We start from the raw sequence: 17,834 nt of genomic DNA, 5'->3' as shown, positions 1-17,834 counted from the left end.
AAATCCCCCTCCTCTGCGAAGGGGTGTTGCGGCCCCCTCCCCCTGGGCCGCAACACCCGCTCTCAAAATCCCCTTGCACCGAGATTGTGGATTCCCCATGCCTCGATCCAGCCGTTTCATACGCATATCCGCAGCCATGGGTGCTGTCGGCACACTGGCCGCGCTGTCGGCCGGCTGCTCCAGCGGCCCAGAGGCTTCCCCCCGCTCCTCGGCCGCGCAGGCAGACACCATCTCGGCGGGCTCCACGGAGACGAGTGCGGTCCAGGCTGCAGAAGTCCCGGCGGCGCCGCCGAGCACCTCCCTGCCTGCGGATGTCGAACAGAGCGCGCGGGCATTCACCGCGGCCTACGCCGAGCACGACGCCCGCGACGGCAAGGACTCCTCGTTCGCCGACGCCGGAGCCAGGGCCGCCAAGTTCGCGTCCGGCGACCTGGTGCCCATCCTCGGCCAGAAGCGTCCCGGCCAGGAAGCGGCCTGGGCCGCGCTCCGCGCTGAGCAGGCCCGGCAGACGGTCGAGATCACCTCCACCGCGGTTCCCGACGGCGCCCCGGCTCCGACCAAGGCCGTCGCCCTGGTCCGGGTGAGCTACACCCTCACCACGACTCCGGCCTCCGGACCCGCGCGGCGGAGCGGCGAACAGCTCGCCCTGCGACTTGAGCACACCTCCCAGGGCTGGCGGGTCACCGCCCTGCCCTGGGCGTGACGGGGCCTCGATGAACAAGGGCTCGAAGTTCGGCCTGAGCCTCGTCTCCGCCATGCTGGTCAGCGGCGTCGCCCTGCTGACCACGTTCGGTGGAGCTGACAGTGCCTCCGCCAAGGAAGCCGGCCCCGGTGGCGGGATCAAGACGGACGCACCCGTTCCCGGCTGGGTCCGCGACCTCGTCAACAAGCACGCGGGCCTGTGCCCGCAGGTTACGGCCAGTCTGCTGGCCGCCCAGCTGTACCAGGAGTCGAAGTTCAACCCCGACGCGGTGTCCCCCGTCGGCGCCCTTGGGATCGCGCAGTTCATGCCCGGCACATGGGCCGAGCACGGCGTGGACGGCAACGGCGACGGGATCAGGGACGTCCGCAATCCTGCCGACGCCATCGCGGCCCAGGCGAAGTACGACTGCACGCTCGCCAAGGAAGTCAAGAACGTACCGGGCGACTCCACGGAGAACATGTTGGCCGCGTACAACGCGGGCGGCGGCGCTGTGATCAAGTACGGCGGAATCCCCCCGTACGAAGAAACCCGGACCTACGTCCGCATCATCCGCGACCTGGCGGCCCAGTGGGCGGACGCCGTCCAGCCGGACCTCCCGGCCGGCAAGGGAGCGGCCCGCGCGATCTCCGCCGCGAAGACCGCGCTGGGGACTTGGTACCAGTGGGGTGGCTCCTGCGAGTCGCCGTACACCGGCATGGGCGGCTGCGACTGCTCGTCGCTCACCAAGATGGCCTGGGCCGCGGCGGGCGTGAACTTGCCGAGGGTGACCTACGACCAGGTCAAGGCCGGAACGGCTGTTCCCAGCGTCTCCCAACTGGCCCCCGGCGACCTGCTGTTCACCGTTCCCGGAGCGTCCGGCCCGGAGCACGTCGGCATGTACATCGGCAACAACGAAGTGATCGACGCCCCGCACACGGGCGCTCAGGTCCGCATCAAGCCGCTCAGTTACTGGACGCCGCAGATCATCGCCATGCGGCACGTCGGCTAATCGCCACAAAATCCCTCATTTCATCTCACATTTATCAAAGGGCCTGAAAATGCACAACCTGCTGTCTGTCGCCGCCGACCCCTCCCTCCACACCACCCTCGCCGCGGGCGCCGACGTCGTCTCCGGCGTCAAGCCGGACTGGGGCCCCTTCGGGAAGCTCGGCGGGACCGCGAAGGTCATCCTCGGCGTCATCGCCGCCGTAACGCTCGTCATCGGCGCCGGCGCATTCCTCGCCGGTGTCGGCAAGAGCAAGGGCTGGTTCGGCGAGGGCCACAGCACCATGGAGAGCAGCCGGGGCAAGGGGCTCATGGTCGGCGGCTTGACCGTGGTCTTCCTGGTGGCCAGCTTCGGCACGATCTTCGGCATCACCTACGGCATGGGTGTGTGACCCATGACCTCACGACTCCATAGGAGAAACGATTCCCCAAGGGCGGGTCGACCGCCCCGGCCCGCTGCGAAGCTCACGGGCATCGCCGCCGGCGGGGTCGCGGTCGTCACCGCAGCCGGGGTGATCGTCAGTCTCGCCACCGGCTCCCCTTCCGTGTCCGCCCCCTCGTCGTCCGCGCCCGCCCAGGCGGCCCCGCAGGTGAACGTGGAGCGCGCCCGCACGGTCGACGGCGTTGCCGTGGGCTACCCGCACACGCAGGACGGCGCGAAGGCGGCAGCGGCCAACTACACCGTAGCCAGCGGCAGCGCCGCCTTCCTCACCAACAGCGAGCGTCGCCACCGCGCCGTGACGGCCATGGCCGCCCGGGACGCCGCCGACGCGGTCAGCAAGAAGGCCGACCTCGCAGCCACTCAGGCAGTCGCCTCCCTCCGGGGTGACACCACGGACCTCTCCGCCGAACAGGCCATCGCCCGCACCGGCGTCCTCTCCGCCCGCGTCCTCGGCTACGACGACCAGGGGGCCATGGTCCGCCTGTGGACGACGACCGTCCGCGGCAGCGCGGCCGGGCACGCGACCCCGAAGGCGGGATACCGGTCGGTGACGGTCACCCTCGTCTGGGAGGCCGGCGACTGGAAGCTCAAGGACAGTTCGAGCACCGCTGGGCTGGTCGCACCGATCGACGCGCGGCAGACGTCCAACGTCGCCGGGGACTTCTCGGGCTACGTGCCAGCCGCTGCGGACGACCCGGTCGTGACCGGTGCGATCCGCCCGGATGGCTTCCCCGCGCCCTACGAGCAGACCGAGCAGGGGGCCCGTGCAGCTGCGGTCAGCGCCGTCATGCTCTACGGCGACACGCGCTTCTTCACCGATGAGCAGTGGCGGCACCGGATGCTGACGGCCACCGCAGCACCGAGCGTGCTCAAGTCGGTCACGTCGGACTCCGACGCGACCGCCCGCCTCGTCGCGGAGAACCGCGGGGTCGGCACGGACGGCACGTCAGCGGACGGCAGTGAACTGATCACCCGGACGGCTGTCCTGGCGACGCGCACCATCTCGTGCTCCGGCCAGGCCGCGAGCATCGAGCTGTGGACGGCGTCGGCCGGCGGGGTGGCGGGCAAGGAGGAGACCCGCCGCCCGCAGGTCGCCTTCCTGCGGATGACCGTGGACCTCGTCTGGGCCGATGGCACGTGGAAGACGACCGCTGTCACGCCGTCCGCGCCGCTCGTTCCGTCGCCGCCCGCGATGCAGCAGGCGGACTCGGCGGACGCCTTCGCCGAGGTGGGGGGTGTCGGCAATGCGCCTGCGACTGCGTGACGACGCCCCCGGCCTGCTGCGGGTCGAGCGGACGGCTCCGAGCCGTTGGCGGCGCAGGCTCCAGACCATCGCCGTGGTCAACGTCGTCGTCGGGTTCTTCCTCGTTCCGTCCGCGGTTGCGAATCCGTTCTGCTACATCCCGATGGTGTGCGAGGCGAAGGCCGCGATCGACTTCGTCAAGGACCCGCTCGGCTTCTTGCTCCAGAAGCTGACGGAAGCCAACATCTGGTTCCTGCGCAAGATGCTGGAGCTGATCCAGGCCACCACCAAGATCGACCTCACGTCGCCCGGCTTCCTCAAGCAGTACGCGATCATCTTCGCGGCCTCCTGCCTGCTCACCGTGGCGCTCTGGTTCATCGCCGTCGCCAAGCGAGCGGTGCGCGGGGTCAGCATCACCACCGCCATGGGCGAGGCGATCGGCTTTCTGCTCCTCCAGTTCACCGTCAACGCCCTGACCCCGGCGGCCCTCGCGCTCCTGCTCACGGCGATCGACGAGGTCACGGCCGTCTTCGAGCCCTACGCGACGGAGAACTTCAAGCCCTTCCTGGAGAACGTCCTCACGGTCATGGCGGCGAACCCCAGCGAGGGCGTGGGGCAGCTGCTGGTCGTCAACCTGATCATGATGGCCGGCGCGTTGCTGATGTGGATCGAGCTACTGATCCGGAGCGCCGCGATCTACACGGCTGTCGCGCTCGGGCCCATCGTGAACGCCGGACTGGTCGACAAGGATCTGTGGGGCAAGAGCAAGAAGTGGTTCGGCGCCATCTTCGCCATCGCCCTGTCGAAGCCGGTCCTGTTCGCCCTGCTGGGCCTGGGCGGCGCGGTGCTGAGCGACAGCTCGGGCTCCATGTCCGACCAGGTCTCCAAGACCCTGGTGGGCGCGCTGATCCTCCTGCTCGCGGTCTTCGCCTCGGCCACGCTGTACAAGTGGCTGCCCGAGTTCGGCGACCACATGGCTCAGCTGCACCACGACCGGAAGGCAGCCCAGTCCTCCGGCCCGGCCGCCGCGATCGACGGCCCCGGACAGCACGCGAACCGGGCGATCAACTCCCGGGTCCAGGACGCCCTGGTGGGTGGCGGCGGGAAGTCCGCCGGCGCCAAGGCGGCCGGAGCCAAGATGGGCGGCGGAACCGCCGCCGCAGGCGGCGTGGTCACCGCCGGGGCGGCCGTGGCCAAGGCCGGGCTCGACATGGCAAAGAACAAGGCCGCAAGCTCCCCCGGCGCACAGGGTGCCGAAGCCGCCAACGGTGGACTCGGCCAAGCTGAGGACAGCGGCCACACCGGAGCACCGGGCGCCCCGACGGGCGCCTCCTCCAGTCCGGTTGTCGGCTCGGCCCCGGACTGGTCTGCGGCCAACGGCCACGCGGGTTCCGACGCGCCGGCCACGGCCGAGACCGGGGGCACGACGTCCGGTCCGGTCGTCGGCTCGGCCCCGGACTGGTCCGCGGCCAGCAGCCACGCGGCATCGGAGGCTCCGGCCACCGCTCGCTCGCAGGGCGGAACGGCCTCGGGCCCGGTCATCGGCGCCGTCCCGGCGCCGTCCGGTGTCGGCGCGGCGTCCGACGCACCAGCCACCGCCCGCTCGCAGGGAACGGGCTCAGGCCCGGTAGTCGCTCCGGCCCCGTCAGCGGCGGGCGGCAGCGCCGCAGCGCCGCGCCCGACCGGCACCGGCGGAACACCGGCTCCCGTGCGGTCGCTCCCGCCGCAGGCTCCGCCCCCGGCCGCGCCCGCCCCGGCACCGGTGCCCCCGGCACCCTCTCCCTCCCCCGCACCACGAACCGCTTCGGGCCCCGGGCCCTCCGTCTCGCCCGCGCCGCCCTCGCGGCCGGCTGGCGGACAGACGCTCGGCCGGCCGGACCCCAGCAAGGACCGATGACCCATGTCAACTCGTACGTATCAGTTCGGAAAGCACCGCCCGACGGGGGCTGGTCGGCCGCCGCGACCTCGGCGAACAGGTCGTTCTCGGCAGCGGCGCCGTAATCGGCCTGATGCTCGGCTTCGCCTTCAACGGCGCGACCGCCCTCGCGGCTGCTGGCCTCGCGATGCCGATCCTCCTGCTCGCCCTGGTGATCGTGTATGCCCCGTACCGGCCGAAGGGCACGTCCCAGCGGCGCTCGCTCTACCGCTGGTGGCGGATCAACCGCTACCACCGCAAGGCGCTCCGCCGTACTGGCGGTGTCTGGGTGTCGCCCGCCGTCGAGGCCGGTGTACGCAGGGACGGAACTCCTCCGGACGCCGCTCTGACGGAGCCCGAAGGCATCGCGGGCATGACCTGGGTGCCGGTCACGGTCCGAGGGCAGCAGGCCGTCGTCGTCCTCCAGCCGGAGGCCGGCTGCGTCACCGCCGCGCTGGAGGTCACCTCTCCGGGCCTGGGCGGCAAGGACGTCGGCGAACAGGTCGTCGCGCTGGAGCGCTGGGGGGAGGTCCTCGACGCCTTCGGCAACGTGGAGGAACACCCGGTCAAGCGTATCCAGGTCCTCGCCCGCCAGATGAAGTCCGACCCGTACGCCCATCAGCGGTTCATCGCGCAGCGGGATGAGTCCGCGGCGACGGCCAACGCCCCGCAGTGGCTCAAGGACTCGTACGACCAGCTGGCCAACGCGGTGTCGACCAGCGCCGAAGAGCACCGGTACTACATCACCATCCACGCGAAGTTCACCCGGGACCTGGCGGCCGAGGGCTCAGCCCGGGGAAGGGGTGACGACGGGATCGCCGCCGCGATGGCCATCTACCTGGACGAGCTGTGGTCCCGCGCCGAGGACGCCGACCTCTCGGTGGTCGCCCCGCTGGACGAGGGCAGGATGACGGCTCTCATCCGCAACTCGTACGACCCTGACCATGCCATCTGGGACACCGATCTTCCCCGGGCCCACGCCTTCCCGCGCAACGTCGACGTCCGGCAGGGCACCCACGTGGCGACCCGCGCGGCAGGAAGCACCGAGAGCTGGTTCCATGCCACGGCCCACGTCGCCAGCTGGCCCACCACCCCCGTCGGTCCCGGTTTCTTGTCGCCTCTGCTGATCGGGATGCCGGACGTTATCCGGACCTTCTCCATCACGCAGCAGCTAGAGCCCAACGACCGGGCCGTGGAACGCATGCTCGCCGAGGACACGAACAACCAGGCGGAGATGCACCGCGACCGCCAGCGCGGCAAGAACATCGACCCCCGCGATCAAATCGCCGCGAGCGCCACCGGTTCCCGCGGCATGGCCCTGGCCGCCTCTGGCGCGGCCGGCTCCGCGGTCGTCGGCTACATCACGATCTCGGCCCGCAGCGTCGAGGAACTGGAGCGCACCAAGCGCACGACCGCGAGCCGCGCCCGCAACTCGAACCTGCGGATCGAGTGGCTCGACCTCGAACACGCCCGCGCCTTCGCCAACACCCTGCCCCTCGCCGGAGGCATCAAGTGAGTGACCTGCTGAACCTCGCCCCTCTGTCCCCGATGCACCAGACCGTGCGCCGTCCGCTCTACACGGAGACGACCACCAGCCAGGCCCTGTACCTGCCGGTGGCGCCGCCCACCCTGGGCAGCGCGGGCGCGATCATCGGCCGCGAATTGTATTCCGGAAAGGCTTTCATTTACTGCCCTTTCAGTGCATTCGGCGACGGATTGCCTGGTGGCAACATGATCGTGATGGGCGACACGGGAAGGGGGAAGAGTTCCCTCACCAAGACCTACGCCGCTCGGCAAATTCGCCTGGGCCGGAAAGTCGTGGTGCTTGATACGAAGGAACAGAAGGAAAGAGAAGAGGGCGAATGGGCGGCTCTGGGTCGCTCTCTCACCGGCAAGGCCCCGGTGAAGTTCGCCCCCGGTGGCGGGTCCGGCGCCTCCTGCATCAACCCGATGGACCCCGCCATCGCGGGCAAGCGGCAGGTCGAGCTGGTCAGGACGATCGTTGAGCTCGGCCTGGGCAAGCCTCTGGACGAGTTCGCCGGCTCCGCCCTGCGGATCGCTATCCGCAGGGCCCACCATCGGGCGGACTCGCTCGGCCGCACGCCGGTGCTTGCCGATGTCGCCGAGGCGCTCCGGGCCCCCGAGGAGTCCGACGCCGTCGCCAAGCAGCGCACCCGGGACGAACTACTCGCCGACGGACTCGAAGCGAGCTACGTCCTCGACCGGCTGTGCGGCAGCGAGCAGGACTCGACGGGCGACCTGGTCGGCATGCTGGACGGGCCGACCAGCCTCGGCGTGGGCCTCGACACCGACATGGTCGTGTTCGACCTCACCAAGGTCCCGTCCGGCGGTGTCGCCATGACCATCCTCGTCGCGGTGATCAGCGTCTTCCTCGAAGAGGTCTGGCTGCGGCCCCTGTGCGAGTGCGGGACGGAACCGAGCCAGCACGAGCGCGTGGTGGTCGACGCGGACTCCGGCGCCTGGGAGGTGGGACCGAACCCCGCGACAGGCTGCCGCCGGTACAGCCAGCGCAAGCGCATCCTCATCGCCGAAGAAGCGTGGCACATTCTCGGCACCCCTCAGCTGGCCGCCCTGCTCGAAAAGTTCCTCAAATTCGCGCGCGGCCTGGGATTGTCTTGCATTTTCATCGTTCACCACCTGTCAGATATTGACGACTCGCCGGAGACGCAAGCGGCACTGAAAATGGCCGACACCGTGGTCATTTACTCGATGAAGAAGGCCGAAGCGGAAGCCACTGTGGCCAGATTGGGGCTGCCAGGGTGGACGGCGGACCACATCGTGCGACTGCGTCGGGGAATCGCCCTGTGGGTCGTGGGAGAGGTGATCTACCCCGCCGTGCAGCACCTGCTGGTCGTGGCGGAACAGCACCTGTGCTTCTCCTCCGGCTCGATGACCGACGTCTCCACCAGCTACCCGGACGCCGCATGAACGGCTTCCGTCACCTCGTCGCCATCGGCCCCGTCCAAGCAGATCCGGAACGGACGCACTCCATGACCACTACCAGCACCGGGCCTACGGTCCCGGCCGACCACCACGCAGTGCGCGGGGACATCGACCAGCTGCACGCCGCCGCCCTCGAACTGGCCCGGCGCGCGAAGGCTCTGTCCAGCGCCCTCGACCACGGGGACTACTCGGCGGCCGGAGGCCGCGTCCGAACCGCCGTCACCCACCTGTGGCGTGCAGCCGAGGACCTCCACATGGCGTTCCACACGGCCCCTCCGCGGTGTGTCGGACCTGAGGCGGCGATCTCCCAGCTCTGCGGCCGGCGCATGCGCTACCTCGCCGCCCGCGCCGCACAGCGGGCCGCGTAGTGGACGTCATGCCCAGCGGAATCTCCATGGCGCTGTACGCCATCGCGGCGGTGTGCGCGGTTGCCATGGCCACCGTCTGGCTGGTGATGAAGCGGGCCGCCCGCAACGCCGGGTTCGCGGACAAGAACCTCCTCAAGCGGCAGCTGTCGGCCACGGCCGTCCTCAAGGCCACGGAGATCCGCCCCTCCCTCACCCGCGGTGACGACGACCCGCGCCGCCCAGCGGTGAATCTGGCGAAGAAGCGATCCGCCTCCCGCTGACCCTCCTCCTTCCTTCTCCTCGGAGCACGTCATGCAATACCCCTTCTCCCCGCACGACTTCGGCTACTCGCTGGGGACCTCCCAGCGCCCGAAGGGCGTAGACCTCTGGTCCCGCGCCGACAAGGCGTGCCGGGTCATCGGCCCCATGGGCTCGGGCAAGACGCTCCGCTTCTTCGCCCCGACCATCCGCCGGTGGCCCGGACCGGTGCTCGCCACCTCCACGAAGGCGGACCTGGTCGAACTGACCCTCGACGCCCGGCGGGCAGGCGGCAGGCCCGTCCTGGCCTTCGACCCGCAGGACATCGCCCCCTCTGTGCCGAGGTTCCGGTGGACGCCGATCACGGGCGCTGCCGAGACCGAGACCGCGATGATGCGGGCCAAGGCGTTCGTCGCTGGCTCGCGCACCCCGGGGGCGGCAGCGCAGTCCAGCGAGGGCGCCGCCTTCTACAAGGGCCAGGCCGCGAAGATCCTGGCCGCGTACTTCCACGCCGCCGCGCTCGACGGGGCGAGCCTGGAGTGGGTGTTGAAGTGGGCGCGCAAGCTGACCGATCCCGCGCCGGTCGGCATCCTCGACGCGCACCCCGGGGCCGGACCCGGCTGGGCGGACATGCTCCGAACGGCCACCAGCGGCGACAGTCGGACTGTCGGCAACACGGCCTCGACCTTGGACGCCGCGCTCGCCCCCCTCATGCACGAGTCGGTCGTCCGGGCCCTGCTGGGAGACGGCGAAGACCCGACCGACTTCGCCGAACTCCTCGACGCGGGCGGCACCGTCTACCTGCTCGGGAAGGACTCCGAGGTGAACAGCGTGGCTCCGCTGACCACCGCGATCACGGAAGACCTGCTCGACATCGCCGAGGCTCACGCCGTCGCCTCGCCCGCCGGCCGACTCGACCCGCCCCTCCTCGGCGGGCTGGACGAAGCCCCCAACATCGCTCCCATCCCCAGCCTGCGACAGCGCGTCGCCGACGGGCGCGGTCGCGGGATCACCGTGATCATCGGCCTCCAGGGCTGGGCGTCGGCACGCGCCCGGTTCGGCGAGGACACCGCGAACGAGCTGGCGAGCTTCACCAACAACGTCATCGTCTTCGGCGGGGCGAAGGACCCGGGCTTCCTCAAGGACCTGTCGGACTTGTGCGGGCAGGTTGAGCGCGAGCGCACCACGAAGACCAGCAGCGGCGGCGACCGCGGCAGCCACTCGACCGCCACCCACATGGCCCTGGAGCCGGTCCTGCGGAGCGACGAGATCCGGTCGCTGCCGGAGGGCCACGCGCTCGTACTCGCCGACAACCTGCCACCCGTGATCACCCGCCTCGATGGCATGTGGACCTGGGACTCCTGGCCGGAGATCGAGGCCCACGTCCACCAGCTGCGTCAAGCGAACGAGACGGAGCGCCGTCGGCGGTCCGCGGCGAAGAAGAAGCAGGCCGCGGCCCATGCCGCCGCCTGGGCCGCCCGGGGAGCCGCCGCGTGACGAACCCCCTCGCCCAGTTCCAGCCCTTCCCCGAGGCACCCGCGTTGATCTTGGAGTACATCGCGGAGCGGAGCGCGGAGGAGTCCGTGGTCGACGGCCCCCCGCCGTGGGACCTCGGCGCGCTGTCGGCCGAGCTGATCGAGCCGATGCCAGCGTGGCTCGACGCGGTGTGCCGCTGGTTGAACGAGACGTACGCCTGGCAGCCGCAGGACGTGATCCCGCCCTGTTGGAAGAAGCACGAGGGTCTGGGGTACGAGATCGCCGCCCTGGCCTTCGCCCGGGACGACGCCTACGCCGACGCGGGCTCAACCGTCGTCTGGCACGAGCAGTACGACCGGTTCGTCAGCCGCATGAACAAGGTGCTCGGCAAGGCCGGCGACGAATGCCGCCTTGGACGACACGAAGACCGACCCGCACGATTCCAGCTCGCCGCCTGGACCGATGAGAACGCCGGAGCCGCCACATGGTGACCTCGAACCCCCATGTCGTCTTCGACACCGACCCGCAGCACGGCCTGCTCGCCCGAAGCGGATGGGAGCAGGCAGAGGCCCGCGCCGTGCTTCGTGATCTGGGATGGGAGTGGCAGGAAGAACTGCACGCGCTCGTCTCGCCCGCAGACACCCCGGATGTCGACGCCGGAGTCCAGGCGGTGGAACAGCTCCACCTGCACGGCTACCGGGCGGGATTCGCAGTGGGGCGGTTCGGCGCAGTCCGGCTGACCCTGGATCGCGCCGAGCAGGTGCTCACGACCGTCACCACGCAGGGGGCTGTCGAACCGCACGCCGACTCCACGCCCACCTCGGAACCGGCACAGCGCCCGTACGCGGCGTACGGCGAAGCGGCTCTCGCGGCGGAGCGAATCGAGCCTGACCATCCGGGTGCACCTGCGGTCTAGATGCAGCCCCGGATCGCGTGCAGCAGAGCGCCGGTGGGTCGGTCAGACCCTCGTCGCCGATCAGGGCGCAGATCGCGTAGTGGCCTCGGTTCAGCGACTGGTGGCCGTTGGACCGCATCTTGTCAGCGCCGCCCGCTATGGTCCGTGCGTGGCGAAATACAAAGAGCTGACGATCAAGCTGCTCTTCGGAGGCGCTTCCACCTGCGCGTACCCCGGATGCAAGACGGAGTTGCTGTTCCGCGACCGCGACCAGACCACTGTGATCGTGGAGATCGCGCACATTCGCTCGGAGAAGCCCAACGGCCCGCGGCACGACCCGATGTACCCGAAGGACCTGCTGAACACCTTCGAGAACTTGTTGCTGCTCTGCGGGGTGCACCACGCGCCGGTCGATCGGCACGAGTCGTCGTACACCGTCGAGGAGCTGTTGGAGTGGAAGGCCGCGCAGGTCGCCCAGGCCGGTACCCCGCTCTCGGCCTCGGACTCGCACCAGGTGTTCGAGCAGATTCTCCTGAGGCTCGCCGAGCTCACGGAGATCCGGGTGTCGGTGGAGCTTCGCGGAGGACGTGGCACCTCTGCCGGCATGGTCACCGGCCCGCTCGCCTCGCTGATGGAGACGAAGTCGACCTCCTTCAACGGGGAGAAGTTCATCGTGGTGGAGGTCACGAACGGCGGCTTCGTGCCAGTGGAGGTTGCGGCCGCGGGGCTGGAGTTCTGCTATCGGGGCACCGAGGGGGACGGCGTCGTGATCCCGTACCAGTTCGATGGGCAGATCGAACCCGGTAAGCCTGTGGTGAACAGCGTCTCCGGCCGCTTGCCCAGCCATTCCACCCGGACGTGGTTCTGCCTCTCCGAGGCGGCCTTCAACGGCCTTAGGGAACTGCATTCCCGATTCGGGACGCTCCCCGGGTTCGTCCGGCCGTTCGTGAAGATCGTACCTGCAGAACAGAGCCCAGCAGCTACGGACTGGCAGCTGCTGAAAGTGCTGGAGCCGTACCTGCTGCCTGCCCCGGAGTAGCACCCGAGTAATGCAAGGCAGACCCGAAGAGCCGCGCCGTCCCGGGCCTCCGAGGTGCGGGAAGGCTGGTGGAAGTGGGCCAGCGAGGATGCGCTCCGCTACAAGGATCATCGCCGTCTTAGGCGTTCGTCGGCCCGGCGGGCAGCACGTACACACGTGCTGCCCGCCGGACCATTTGGTGCCCTCATCGTGCCCGTCAGGATTCGGGGCGTCCCATCAGATGTAGTCGACGAAGTCACTTCTTCCGTGCTCGATGTACGCCGTGAGACCGGAGTTCCGCGCCTCGGCCACCTGGCGCAGGCGGTCCATGCTCCGGGGGTTGAGGACGTCCGTCCAGTCCTCGACGGGTCGGGCGTCCCACTCGCTGTGTTCGGCAGGGTCCAGATGGATCGCTGCGAGCTGTTCGGGACTGAGCGTGCCGCCGTCGAAGATCAGGCCGAACTTCGCCGCCGGCCACGTCGGTTCGGGCGGGAGGAAGTGGACGGCCAGCAGTCGGCCACACTCCAGCGTGAGGGCGGTCTCTTGCTGGGTCTCGCGGACCGCCGTCTGGCGCGGGCTCTCGTCGGGGTCCATCTGGCCGCCGGGGAACTGCCAGATCTGGCCCCTGTCCGGCTTGTAGACGGAGGAGTTGAGCAGCACCGGCTGTCCGTGCTGGTCGGTGATGTAGAGGGAGGCGTACGCGGTCGCGCGGGGAAGGGTGGCGATGAACTCCTCCGGCGGGAGCCAGCTGCCGGCCTCCGGATCGGGTTCGGGTAGGAAGCTGGTCACCGGCCCCTCCAGTCGGTGGGGGTGTTGAGGACGTCGGCGGCCCACTGGTAGTGGCCGGTGTCGCGGATGTCCTTGTCCTGCTCGGGGTAGAGGTCGCAGCTGAGCAGGGCGATCGTGTGCAGGTAGTCGGCGAGGTCGTCGCGCCGGTCGGCGGGGAGGTCCTGGGCTGCGGCGGCCAGCAGGCGGTTTCGGACCTCGACGCGGTCTTCGTCGTACATCCGGTAGTAGGCGCAGGCACCGGCGAGGTCGTAGAGCGGGTCTCCGAGCAGGGTGAAGGTGCCGAGGTCGATGACGCCGGAGACCTTGCTGTCGGCGACGAGGATGTTGTCCGGGTAGAGGTCGCCGTGGATGACGCCTTCGGGCCCGGTGTAGGGGCGGGCGAGCCGCGCGGTGAGCCGGTCGGTGATGTGGTCGACGGCCGGGACGTCGCGGCGCAGGTCGGGGAGGACCTTGGGGAGCTTCTGGGCGAGGAGGCGGCGCAGGAAGGCGTGCCAGTCCTCGCCCTGGTGGGCCGGGTCGGGGTCGAGGAGCATGCGCCGGTCGAGCGGGGTGGTCAGGCGCAGACCGGTGAAGTCGCGGACGGCGGCCAGGTACACGGTTTCGGTGGCCGGGTCGGTGAGGTCGAGGGCGTCGCCCATCGGGGTGCCGGGCAGGCGGGTCTCGGTGACGGCCAGCAGGGGGCCGTGCTGCTCGATGCTCTGGATCTCGGGCAGGGCGAAGGGGACGCTGGTGCGGTCGAAGCGCCGGTAGAGGTCGGCGATGGTCTCCAGCGCGGAGCGCTGGTCGGGGTCGGCGTAGACCTTGAGGACCTGGTCGTGGCCGAGGGCGTAGACGCGGGCCTCGGTGCCGGCGGCGATCAGGTCGGCGGGGGTGAGTCCGCGGGCTTCGAGGAGGGCGTTCTCGGCGTCGGCGGTGATGGTGCTGGCGTCTCGGCGGGTGATCACGGCGTGCTCCGGGTGATGGCGGTGACGACGGTGCGGTTCTCGGCCCGGACGGGGCCGCCGGTGAAGTCCCCGGCGAAGGAGACGACGGCGAATCCGGCCTGGTGCAGGACGTCTTCGAGTTCGGGTCGGGAGTACATGCGGGTGCGGCAGGTCGCGGACCAGCCGGGCCGGGTGTAGGTGACGTGGGCGTAGTTGGCCTCCCAGTCGTACCAGGCGCTCTCGGTGACTCCGCCCTGCGTAACGGTTTTGGTGCTGATGGGTTCCGTGCCGTGCCGGTTCTCGTGCTCGGCGCGCTCGCGGGTGGTCAGCTCCATGACGAGGTGGCCGCCGGGCTTGAGGGCGGCGGCCCAGGCGGTGAGGGCGGCGAGGTCGTCGGCGTCGGTGTCGAGGTAGCCGAAGCTGGTCCACAGGTTGAGGACGACGTCGAACTCCCCGGGCGGGGGGTTGCGCATGTCGGCCTGGTGGAAGTCGGCGCCGGGGTGGAGGGCGCGGGCGCGGGCGATCTGGTGGGACGAGGCGTCGATGCCGGTGACGTGGAGTCCGCGGGCGGTGAGGGGGCCGGTGTGCCGGCCGAAGCCGCAGGGGACGTCGAGGACCCGGGTGCCGGGGGCCATGAACTCCTTGGCGCAGAGGGCGTCGAGGTCGGCCTGGGTGCTGTCGTACTTGCCGAGGGCGCGGAAGGTCTCTTCGAAGCCGGGGTCGAAGAAGCGGTCGGCCCAGTCGTCGGGGGCGGTTACGAGGGCGGTGTCGTTCACGGCGTGGACTCCAGGGTGTTCAGCAGGAGGGAGTGCAGGTCTCGGGTGTCGGCGGCGACGAGGTAGCGGGCAGTGACGTCGGGGCCGTCGAAGCGGACCGGGCGGCCGTGCTCGTCGGTGATGTGGCGGCCTGTGGCGATGAGGAGGTGGCACAGGGCGGCGATGTCCCAGGCCCGGTGACCGCACATCTCGGCGACGGCTCCGGCGGCGGTGCCCCGGGCCACTTCGGTGAGGGCCCGGGTGGACTCGAAGGCGTCGACCAGCAGCGGGTTCCCGGCGGGCAGGCGCTCGCGCAGTGCGGCGGGCTCGAAGTAGCAGGCGTGGACGGGGCGCTGGTCGGGCGGTCGCGGGAGGGGCCGGAACGTCGCCTGGTCGCGGTCGGCGACGGCGAGGACGCCCGCGGCGGGGAAGGAGGCGATGGAGAACTCCGGCACCTGAGCGCGCCAGGCGCTGATGAGGACGGCGAAGTCGGTGGAGCCGTGGAGGTACTGGCGGGTGCCGTCGAGGGGGTCGATGTACCAGGTCAGCACTCGGTGGTTTGTGTTGGCCTGGTGGGTGGCGGGGTCCTCCTCCGTGACGATCACTCCGGTGGGGTCGAGGTGGGTGATCGCCTTGACGAGGATCTGTTCGGCGTCGGTGTCGGCGGCGGAGACGAGCGTGCCGTCCTCCTTGCGGCGCACGTCTGCCGGGCCGGCCAGGCTGGAGCCCGGCCAGGTGCTCAGCAGGCGGGCGGCGGCCTGGTCCACGGCGGCGACCAGACTGCGCGACCAGTACGCGGCACCGCCCAGGAGCGTCACCGCGGGACTCCTGTCAGCGCGGCGGCGATGTGCTCGCCCCACGCCTTCCAGGAGAACGCGGGGTCGTAGGCGGCGGGGGTGGGGGTCCGGTGGTACTGGGTTCGCATCGCGTCGATCAGGTCGGCGCTCTCGCGTTCACCCTGGCTGACGGTCAGGTGGATCTCCTCGGGGCGGCGCGGGTGCATGCCGGGGAGGTCGCTGAGGATGGTCGGGCGCCGGTGGGCGATCAGGGCGCTGGCCGGTCCGGAGGTCTCGCCAAGCCAGGGGCCGCGCAGTTGGATGCCGCAGTCCGCGGCGAGCAGCAGGGCGTCGAACTCGGCGTCGGTGAGGTATCCGGTGTGGCGGACGGTGGGGTCGTCCGGGACTGTGAGGCCGTCGCGGGCCTCTCCGGCGAGCAGGAGCAGGGCGTTCGCGGGGCGGTCGGTCCAGTTCCGCCAGGCGTCGAGGATGACGGGGATGCGCTTGTAGGCGCCGAGGAATCCGAAGGTGGCGAAGACGAACGCCTGCTCGGGCAGGTCGTGGCGGGCCCGGGTGCCGGGCACGGGGGTGAGCGGGTGGACGGGGAAGGGCAGGTGGCGGATGTCGGCGGCCGGGTGGCGGTCGGCGAGGTGCTCGGCCAGCAGCGGGGAGTGGACCAGGACGCGGGTGGCCGCTTCGATCGCCAGGTCTTCGATGTGGGCGTTGAGGCTGTAGCGGTCGACGTGCGGGTGGTCGGCGAAGTACCGCTCCATGGCCTCCCGGGTGTCCAGGCGGGCGCCGACAGCGGTGGAGATCCGGGTCAGGACGGCCTGCCGCTCGGCGGCGGGCAGCTGGTCCCATGCCTCGTAGTAGTAGTCCAGGTTGTTGTACTCGTGGAGCAGGACCGTGCCGGGCCGGGCGGCCAGCGCGCGGAAGGCGCCGTGGTGGAGGGTGTTGTTGCCCAGGTGGTAGAGGACGTGGTCGAAGGCGGCCGGGTCGATGCCGGGGCCGGCGATCCGGCGGGTGGTGAAGTGCGGGGCGAGGTGGGGCAGGGACTGGGTGATGTACCCGGCGACGCCGCTCTTGTCGCGCGGGGCGGGGCCCCAGACTCCGAGGGTGGGCAGCCGCTGCTCAGACACGGGCCGCTCCGGCGACGGGGCGGGCGGCGTTGATCGCCTCGATGTAGACGGCGCCGGTGTTGGCGACGCAGCGGGTCATGCCGAAGTTGCGGGTGGCGCGGTCGGCGGCGGCCCGGCCGGTGTGGGCCCGCAGGGTGGGCAGGGCGGCGAGTTCGTCCAGCGCGGCGGCGTAGGCGGCGGGGTCGGCGGTGTCGACCAGGCGGCCGGTGTCGGGGGTGACCACTTCGTTGAGGCCGTCGATGTCGCTGACGACGGCGGGGGCGCCGTGCTGCATGAACTCGATGACGGCCAGCCCGAGCCCTTCGGCGGTACTGGGCTGGGTGACCAGGTCGGCGGCCTCGGCGAGCAGGTCGCGTACCTCGTCGGACTGGTCGGTCAGGAGCGTGACCCGGTCGCCGTGCCGGGCGGCGCGTTCGGCGACGTACCGGATGTAGGCGGAGTCGGAGCCGTTGGTGGAGCCGAGCAGGACCACTCGGCAGTCGGCGCGGGTGGCCATCAGCTCGAAGGCGTCCAGCAGCCGGTGCTGGGCCTTGCGGGCGGTGTAGCGGCCGGTGAGGGCGATCAGCAGACCATCGGTGGGCACGCCCGCGGCCTGCGCGAGGAAGTGCCGAGCCACCCGGCGGTCGTGGACGCGCGGCCGGTGGCGCACGCCGAGGTGGACGGTGCGGATGCGCTCGGCCGGGTAGCCGAAGCCCTCGGCCTGCCGGGCGAAGGCCCGGCTGCCGGCGAGGACCAGCGTGGGCATGCAGGTCCTGGCGACGAAGCGGGAGCGCGGCCAGCCGCCCGGCTCCGTCTCGGGCCGGGTCTCGTGGAAGGAGGCGACGACGGGCGCCGCCGCGGCGAGGCCGGACATGTGCGTCAGCAGCAGCGCGGCCTGGGTGTGGGTGTGGACGACGTCCGGCGGTGCGTCGACGAGCGGGGCGAAGTCGTCCAGCGCGGCGAACAAGCCGCGCTCCCACGGCACCGCGTTGGGGTCCGGCGGCTGGAGCAGCGCGCCGCCGCGCAGGACCCGCACCCCGTTCTCCCAGGTGGCGGCGGGCTGGTCCGGCGAGTCGCGGTTGGTGAGGACGGTCACCTCGTGGCCAGCTGCGGCGAGGTGTTCGGCGAGGGTGGTGACGTGGGTCTCCATGCCGCCGCGGCGCGGGCGGTAGGTGGTGCTGACCAGTCCGACGTGCATGCTGTACCTCCTCCTTCGTTGCGGAAGTTG

Annotated in this window: 19 protein-coding genes; 13 read left to right on the top strand and 6 right to left on the bottom strand. The window is 70.8% G+C overall.

The window, feature by feature from the left end; translation table 11 throughout:
- Positions 1-136 precede the first annotated feature (136 nt).
- The 13 genes from R4Z63_RS20700 to R4Z63_RS20640 all read left to right on the top strand — a co-directional run bounded on the left by R4Z63_RS20700 (position 137) and on the right by R4Z63_RS20640 (position 12,266).
- Positions 137-703: a hypothetical protein gene (locus R4Z63_RS20700; protein ID WP_384454100.1), complete on the top strand. Its 567-nt coding sequence runs from the start codon at positions 137-139 to the stop codon at positions 701-703.
- A gap of 10 nt (positions 704-713) precedes the next feature.
- On the top strand, positions 714-1,691 hold the full coding sequence (locus tag R4Z63_RS20695) for a bifunctional lytic transglycosylase/C40 family peptidase (protein ID WP_384454103.1): 978 nt from the start codon (positions 714-716) through the stop codon (positions 1,689-1,691).
- Between the two features lie 49 nt (positions 1,692-1,740).
- Positions 1,741-2,079 (top strand): DUF8827 family protein, encoded by a 339-nt coding sequence (locus R4Z63_RS20690; RefSeq protein WP_384454106.1) that lies wholly within the window; start codon positions 1,741-1,743, stop codon positions 2,077-2,079.
- A gap of 120 nt (positions 2,080-2,199) precedes the next feature.
- Positions 2,200-3,393 (top strand): DUF8175 domain-containg protein, encoded by a 1,194-nt coding sequence (locus tag R4Z63_RS20685; RefSeq protein WP_384454109.1) that lies wholly within the window; start codon positions 2,200-2,202, stop codon positions 3,391-3,393.
- Positions 3,374-5,269 carry a hypothetical protein gene (locus tag R4Z63_RS20680; protein WP_384454112.1) on the top strand — a complete coding sequence of 632 codons (1,896 nt, stop codon included), beginning with the start codon at positions 3,374-3,376 and terminating at the stop codon, positions 5,267-5,269. Before R4Z63_RS20685 ends, R4Z63_RS20680 begins: the two co-directional genes overlap by 20 nt.
- Positions 5,223-6,803 carry an SCO6880 family protein gene (locus tag R4Z63_RS20675; protein WP_491522635.1) on the top strand — a complete coding sequence of 527 codons (1,581 nt, stop codon included), beginning with the start codon at positions 5,223-5,225 and terminating at the stop codon, positions 6,801-6,803. The genes R4Z63_RS20680 and R4Z63_RS20675 overlap by 47 nt, the downstream gene beginning before the upstream one ends.
- Positions 6,800-8,236, top strand: coding sequence for an ATP/GTP-binding protein (locus tag R4Z63_RS20670; RefSeq protein WP_384454119.1), 1,437 nt, complete (start codon positions 6,800-6,802; stop codon positions 8,234-8,236). Before R4Z63_RS20675 ends, R4Z63_RS20670 begins: the two co-directional genes overlap by 4 nt.
- Before the next feature lie 62 nt (positions 8,237-8,298).
- A complete protein-coding gene (locus R4Z63_RS20665) occupies positions 8,299-8,619 on the top strand; it encodes a DUF6238 family protein (protein ID WP_384454122.1) in 321 nt (106 codons plus the stop codon).
- A gap of 8 nt (positions 8,620-8,627) precedes the next feature.
- Positions 8,628-8,879 (top strand): hypothetical protein, encoded by a 252-nt coding sequence (locus R4Z63_RS20660; protein WP_384454125.1) that lies wholly within the window; start codon positions 8,628-8,630, stop codon positions 8,877-8,879.
- 31 nt (positions 8,880-8,910) lie between these two features.
- Entirely contained in the window at positions 8,911-10,353 is a 1,443-nt protein-coding gene (locus R4Z63_RS20655) for a type IV secretory system conjugative DNA transfer family protein (protein WP_384454128.1), read from the top strand.
- The gene (locus tag R4Z63_RS20650; RefSeq protein WP_384454131.1) at positions 10,350-10,823 is read left to right on the top strand and encodes a hypothetical protein; all 474 of its coding nucleotides are present in this window, start codon (positions 10,350-10,352) and stop codon (positions 10,821-10,823) included. The genes R4Z63_RS20655 and R4Z63_RS20650 overlap by 4 nt, the downstream gene beginning before the upstream one ends.
- On the top strand, positions 10,817-11,248 hold the full coding sequence (locus R4Z63_RS20645) for a hypothetical protein (RefSeq protein WP_384454134.1): 432 nt from the start codon (positions 10,817-10,819) through the stop codon (positions 11,246-11,248). Before R4Z63_RS20650 ends, R4Z63_RS20645 begins: the two co-directional genes overlap by 7 nt.
- Positions 11,249-11,396: 148 nt before the next feature.
- Complete coding sequence (locus R4Z63_RS20640) at positions 11,397-12,266, top strand: hypothetical protein (RefSeq protein WP_384454137.1); 870 nt, start codon at positions 11,397-11,399, stop codon at positions 12,264-12,266.
- A gap of 216 nt (positions 12,267-12,482) precedes the next feature.
- On the opposite strand, the gene R4Z63_RS20635 is transcribed toward R4Z63_RS20640, so the two are convergent.
- Genes R4Z63_RS20635 through R4Z63_RS20610 form a run of 6 tightly spaced genes read right to left on the bottom strand, consistent with a single transcriptional unit; the run spans position 12,483 to position 17,804 of the window.
- The gene (locus R4Z63_RS20635) at positions 12,483-13,034 is read right to left on the bottom strand and encodes an NUDIX domain-containing protein (RefSeq protein WP_384454140.1); all 552 of its coding nucleotides are present in this window, start codon (positions 13,032-13,034) and stop codon (positions 12,483-12,485) included.
- On the bottom strand, positions 13,031-13,978 hold the full coding sequence (locus R4Z63_RS20630) for a phosphotransferase family protein (RefSeq protein WP_384454143.1): 948 nt from the start codon (positions 13,976-13,978) through the stop codon (positions 13,031-13,033). The genes R4Z63_RS20635 and R4Z63_RS20630 overlap by 4 nt, the downstream gene beginning before the upstream one ends.
- Positions 13,975-14,733, bottom strand: a complete 759-nt coding sequence (locus R4Z63_RS20625; protein ID WP_384454146.1) for a class I SAM-dependent methyltransferase — start codon at positions 14,731-14,733, stop codon at positions 13,975-13,977. Before R4Z63_RS20625 ends, R4Z63_RS20630 begins: the two co-directional genes overlap by 4 nt.
- Complete coding sequence (locus R4Z63_RS20620) at positions 14,730-15,530, bottom strand: inositol monophosphatase family protein (protein ID WP_384454149.1); 801 nt, start codon at positions 15,528-15,530, stop codon at positions 14,730-14,732. The genes R4Z63_RS20625 and R4Z63_RS20620 overlap by 4 nt, the downstream gene beginning before the upstream one ends.
- Complete coding sequence (locus R4Z63_RS20615; protein WP_384454152.1) at positions 15,527-16,627, bottom strand: glycosyltransferase family protein; 1,101 nt, start codon at positions 16,625-16,627, stop codon at positions 15,527-15,529. The genes R4Z63_RS20620 and R4Z63_RS20615 overlap by 4 nt, the downstream gene beginning before the upstream one ends.
- Positions 16,620-17,804 carry a glycosyltransferase family 4 protein gene (locus tag R4Z63_RS20610; protein ID WP_384454155.1) on the bottom strand — a complete coding sequence of 395 codons (1,185 nt, stop codon included), beginning with the start codon at positions 17,802-17,804 and terminating at the stop codon, positions 16,620-16,622. The genes R4Z63_RS20615 and R4Z63_RS20610 overlap by 8 nt, the downstream gene beginning before the upstream one ends.
- Between the last annotated feature and the right edge of the window lie 30 nt (positions 17,805-17,834).

This window comes from Streptomyces sp. PL-29 (genome assembly GCF_058344425.1).
This window is presented reverse-complemented; position numbering and strand designations above follow the sequence as displayed.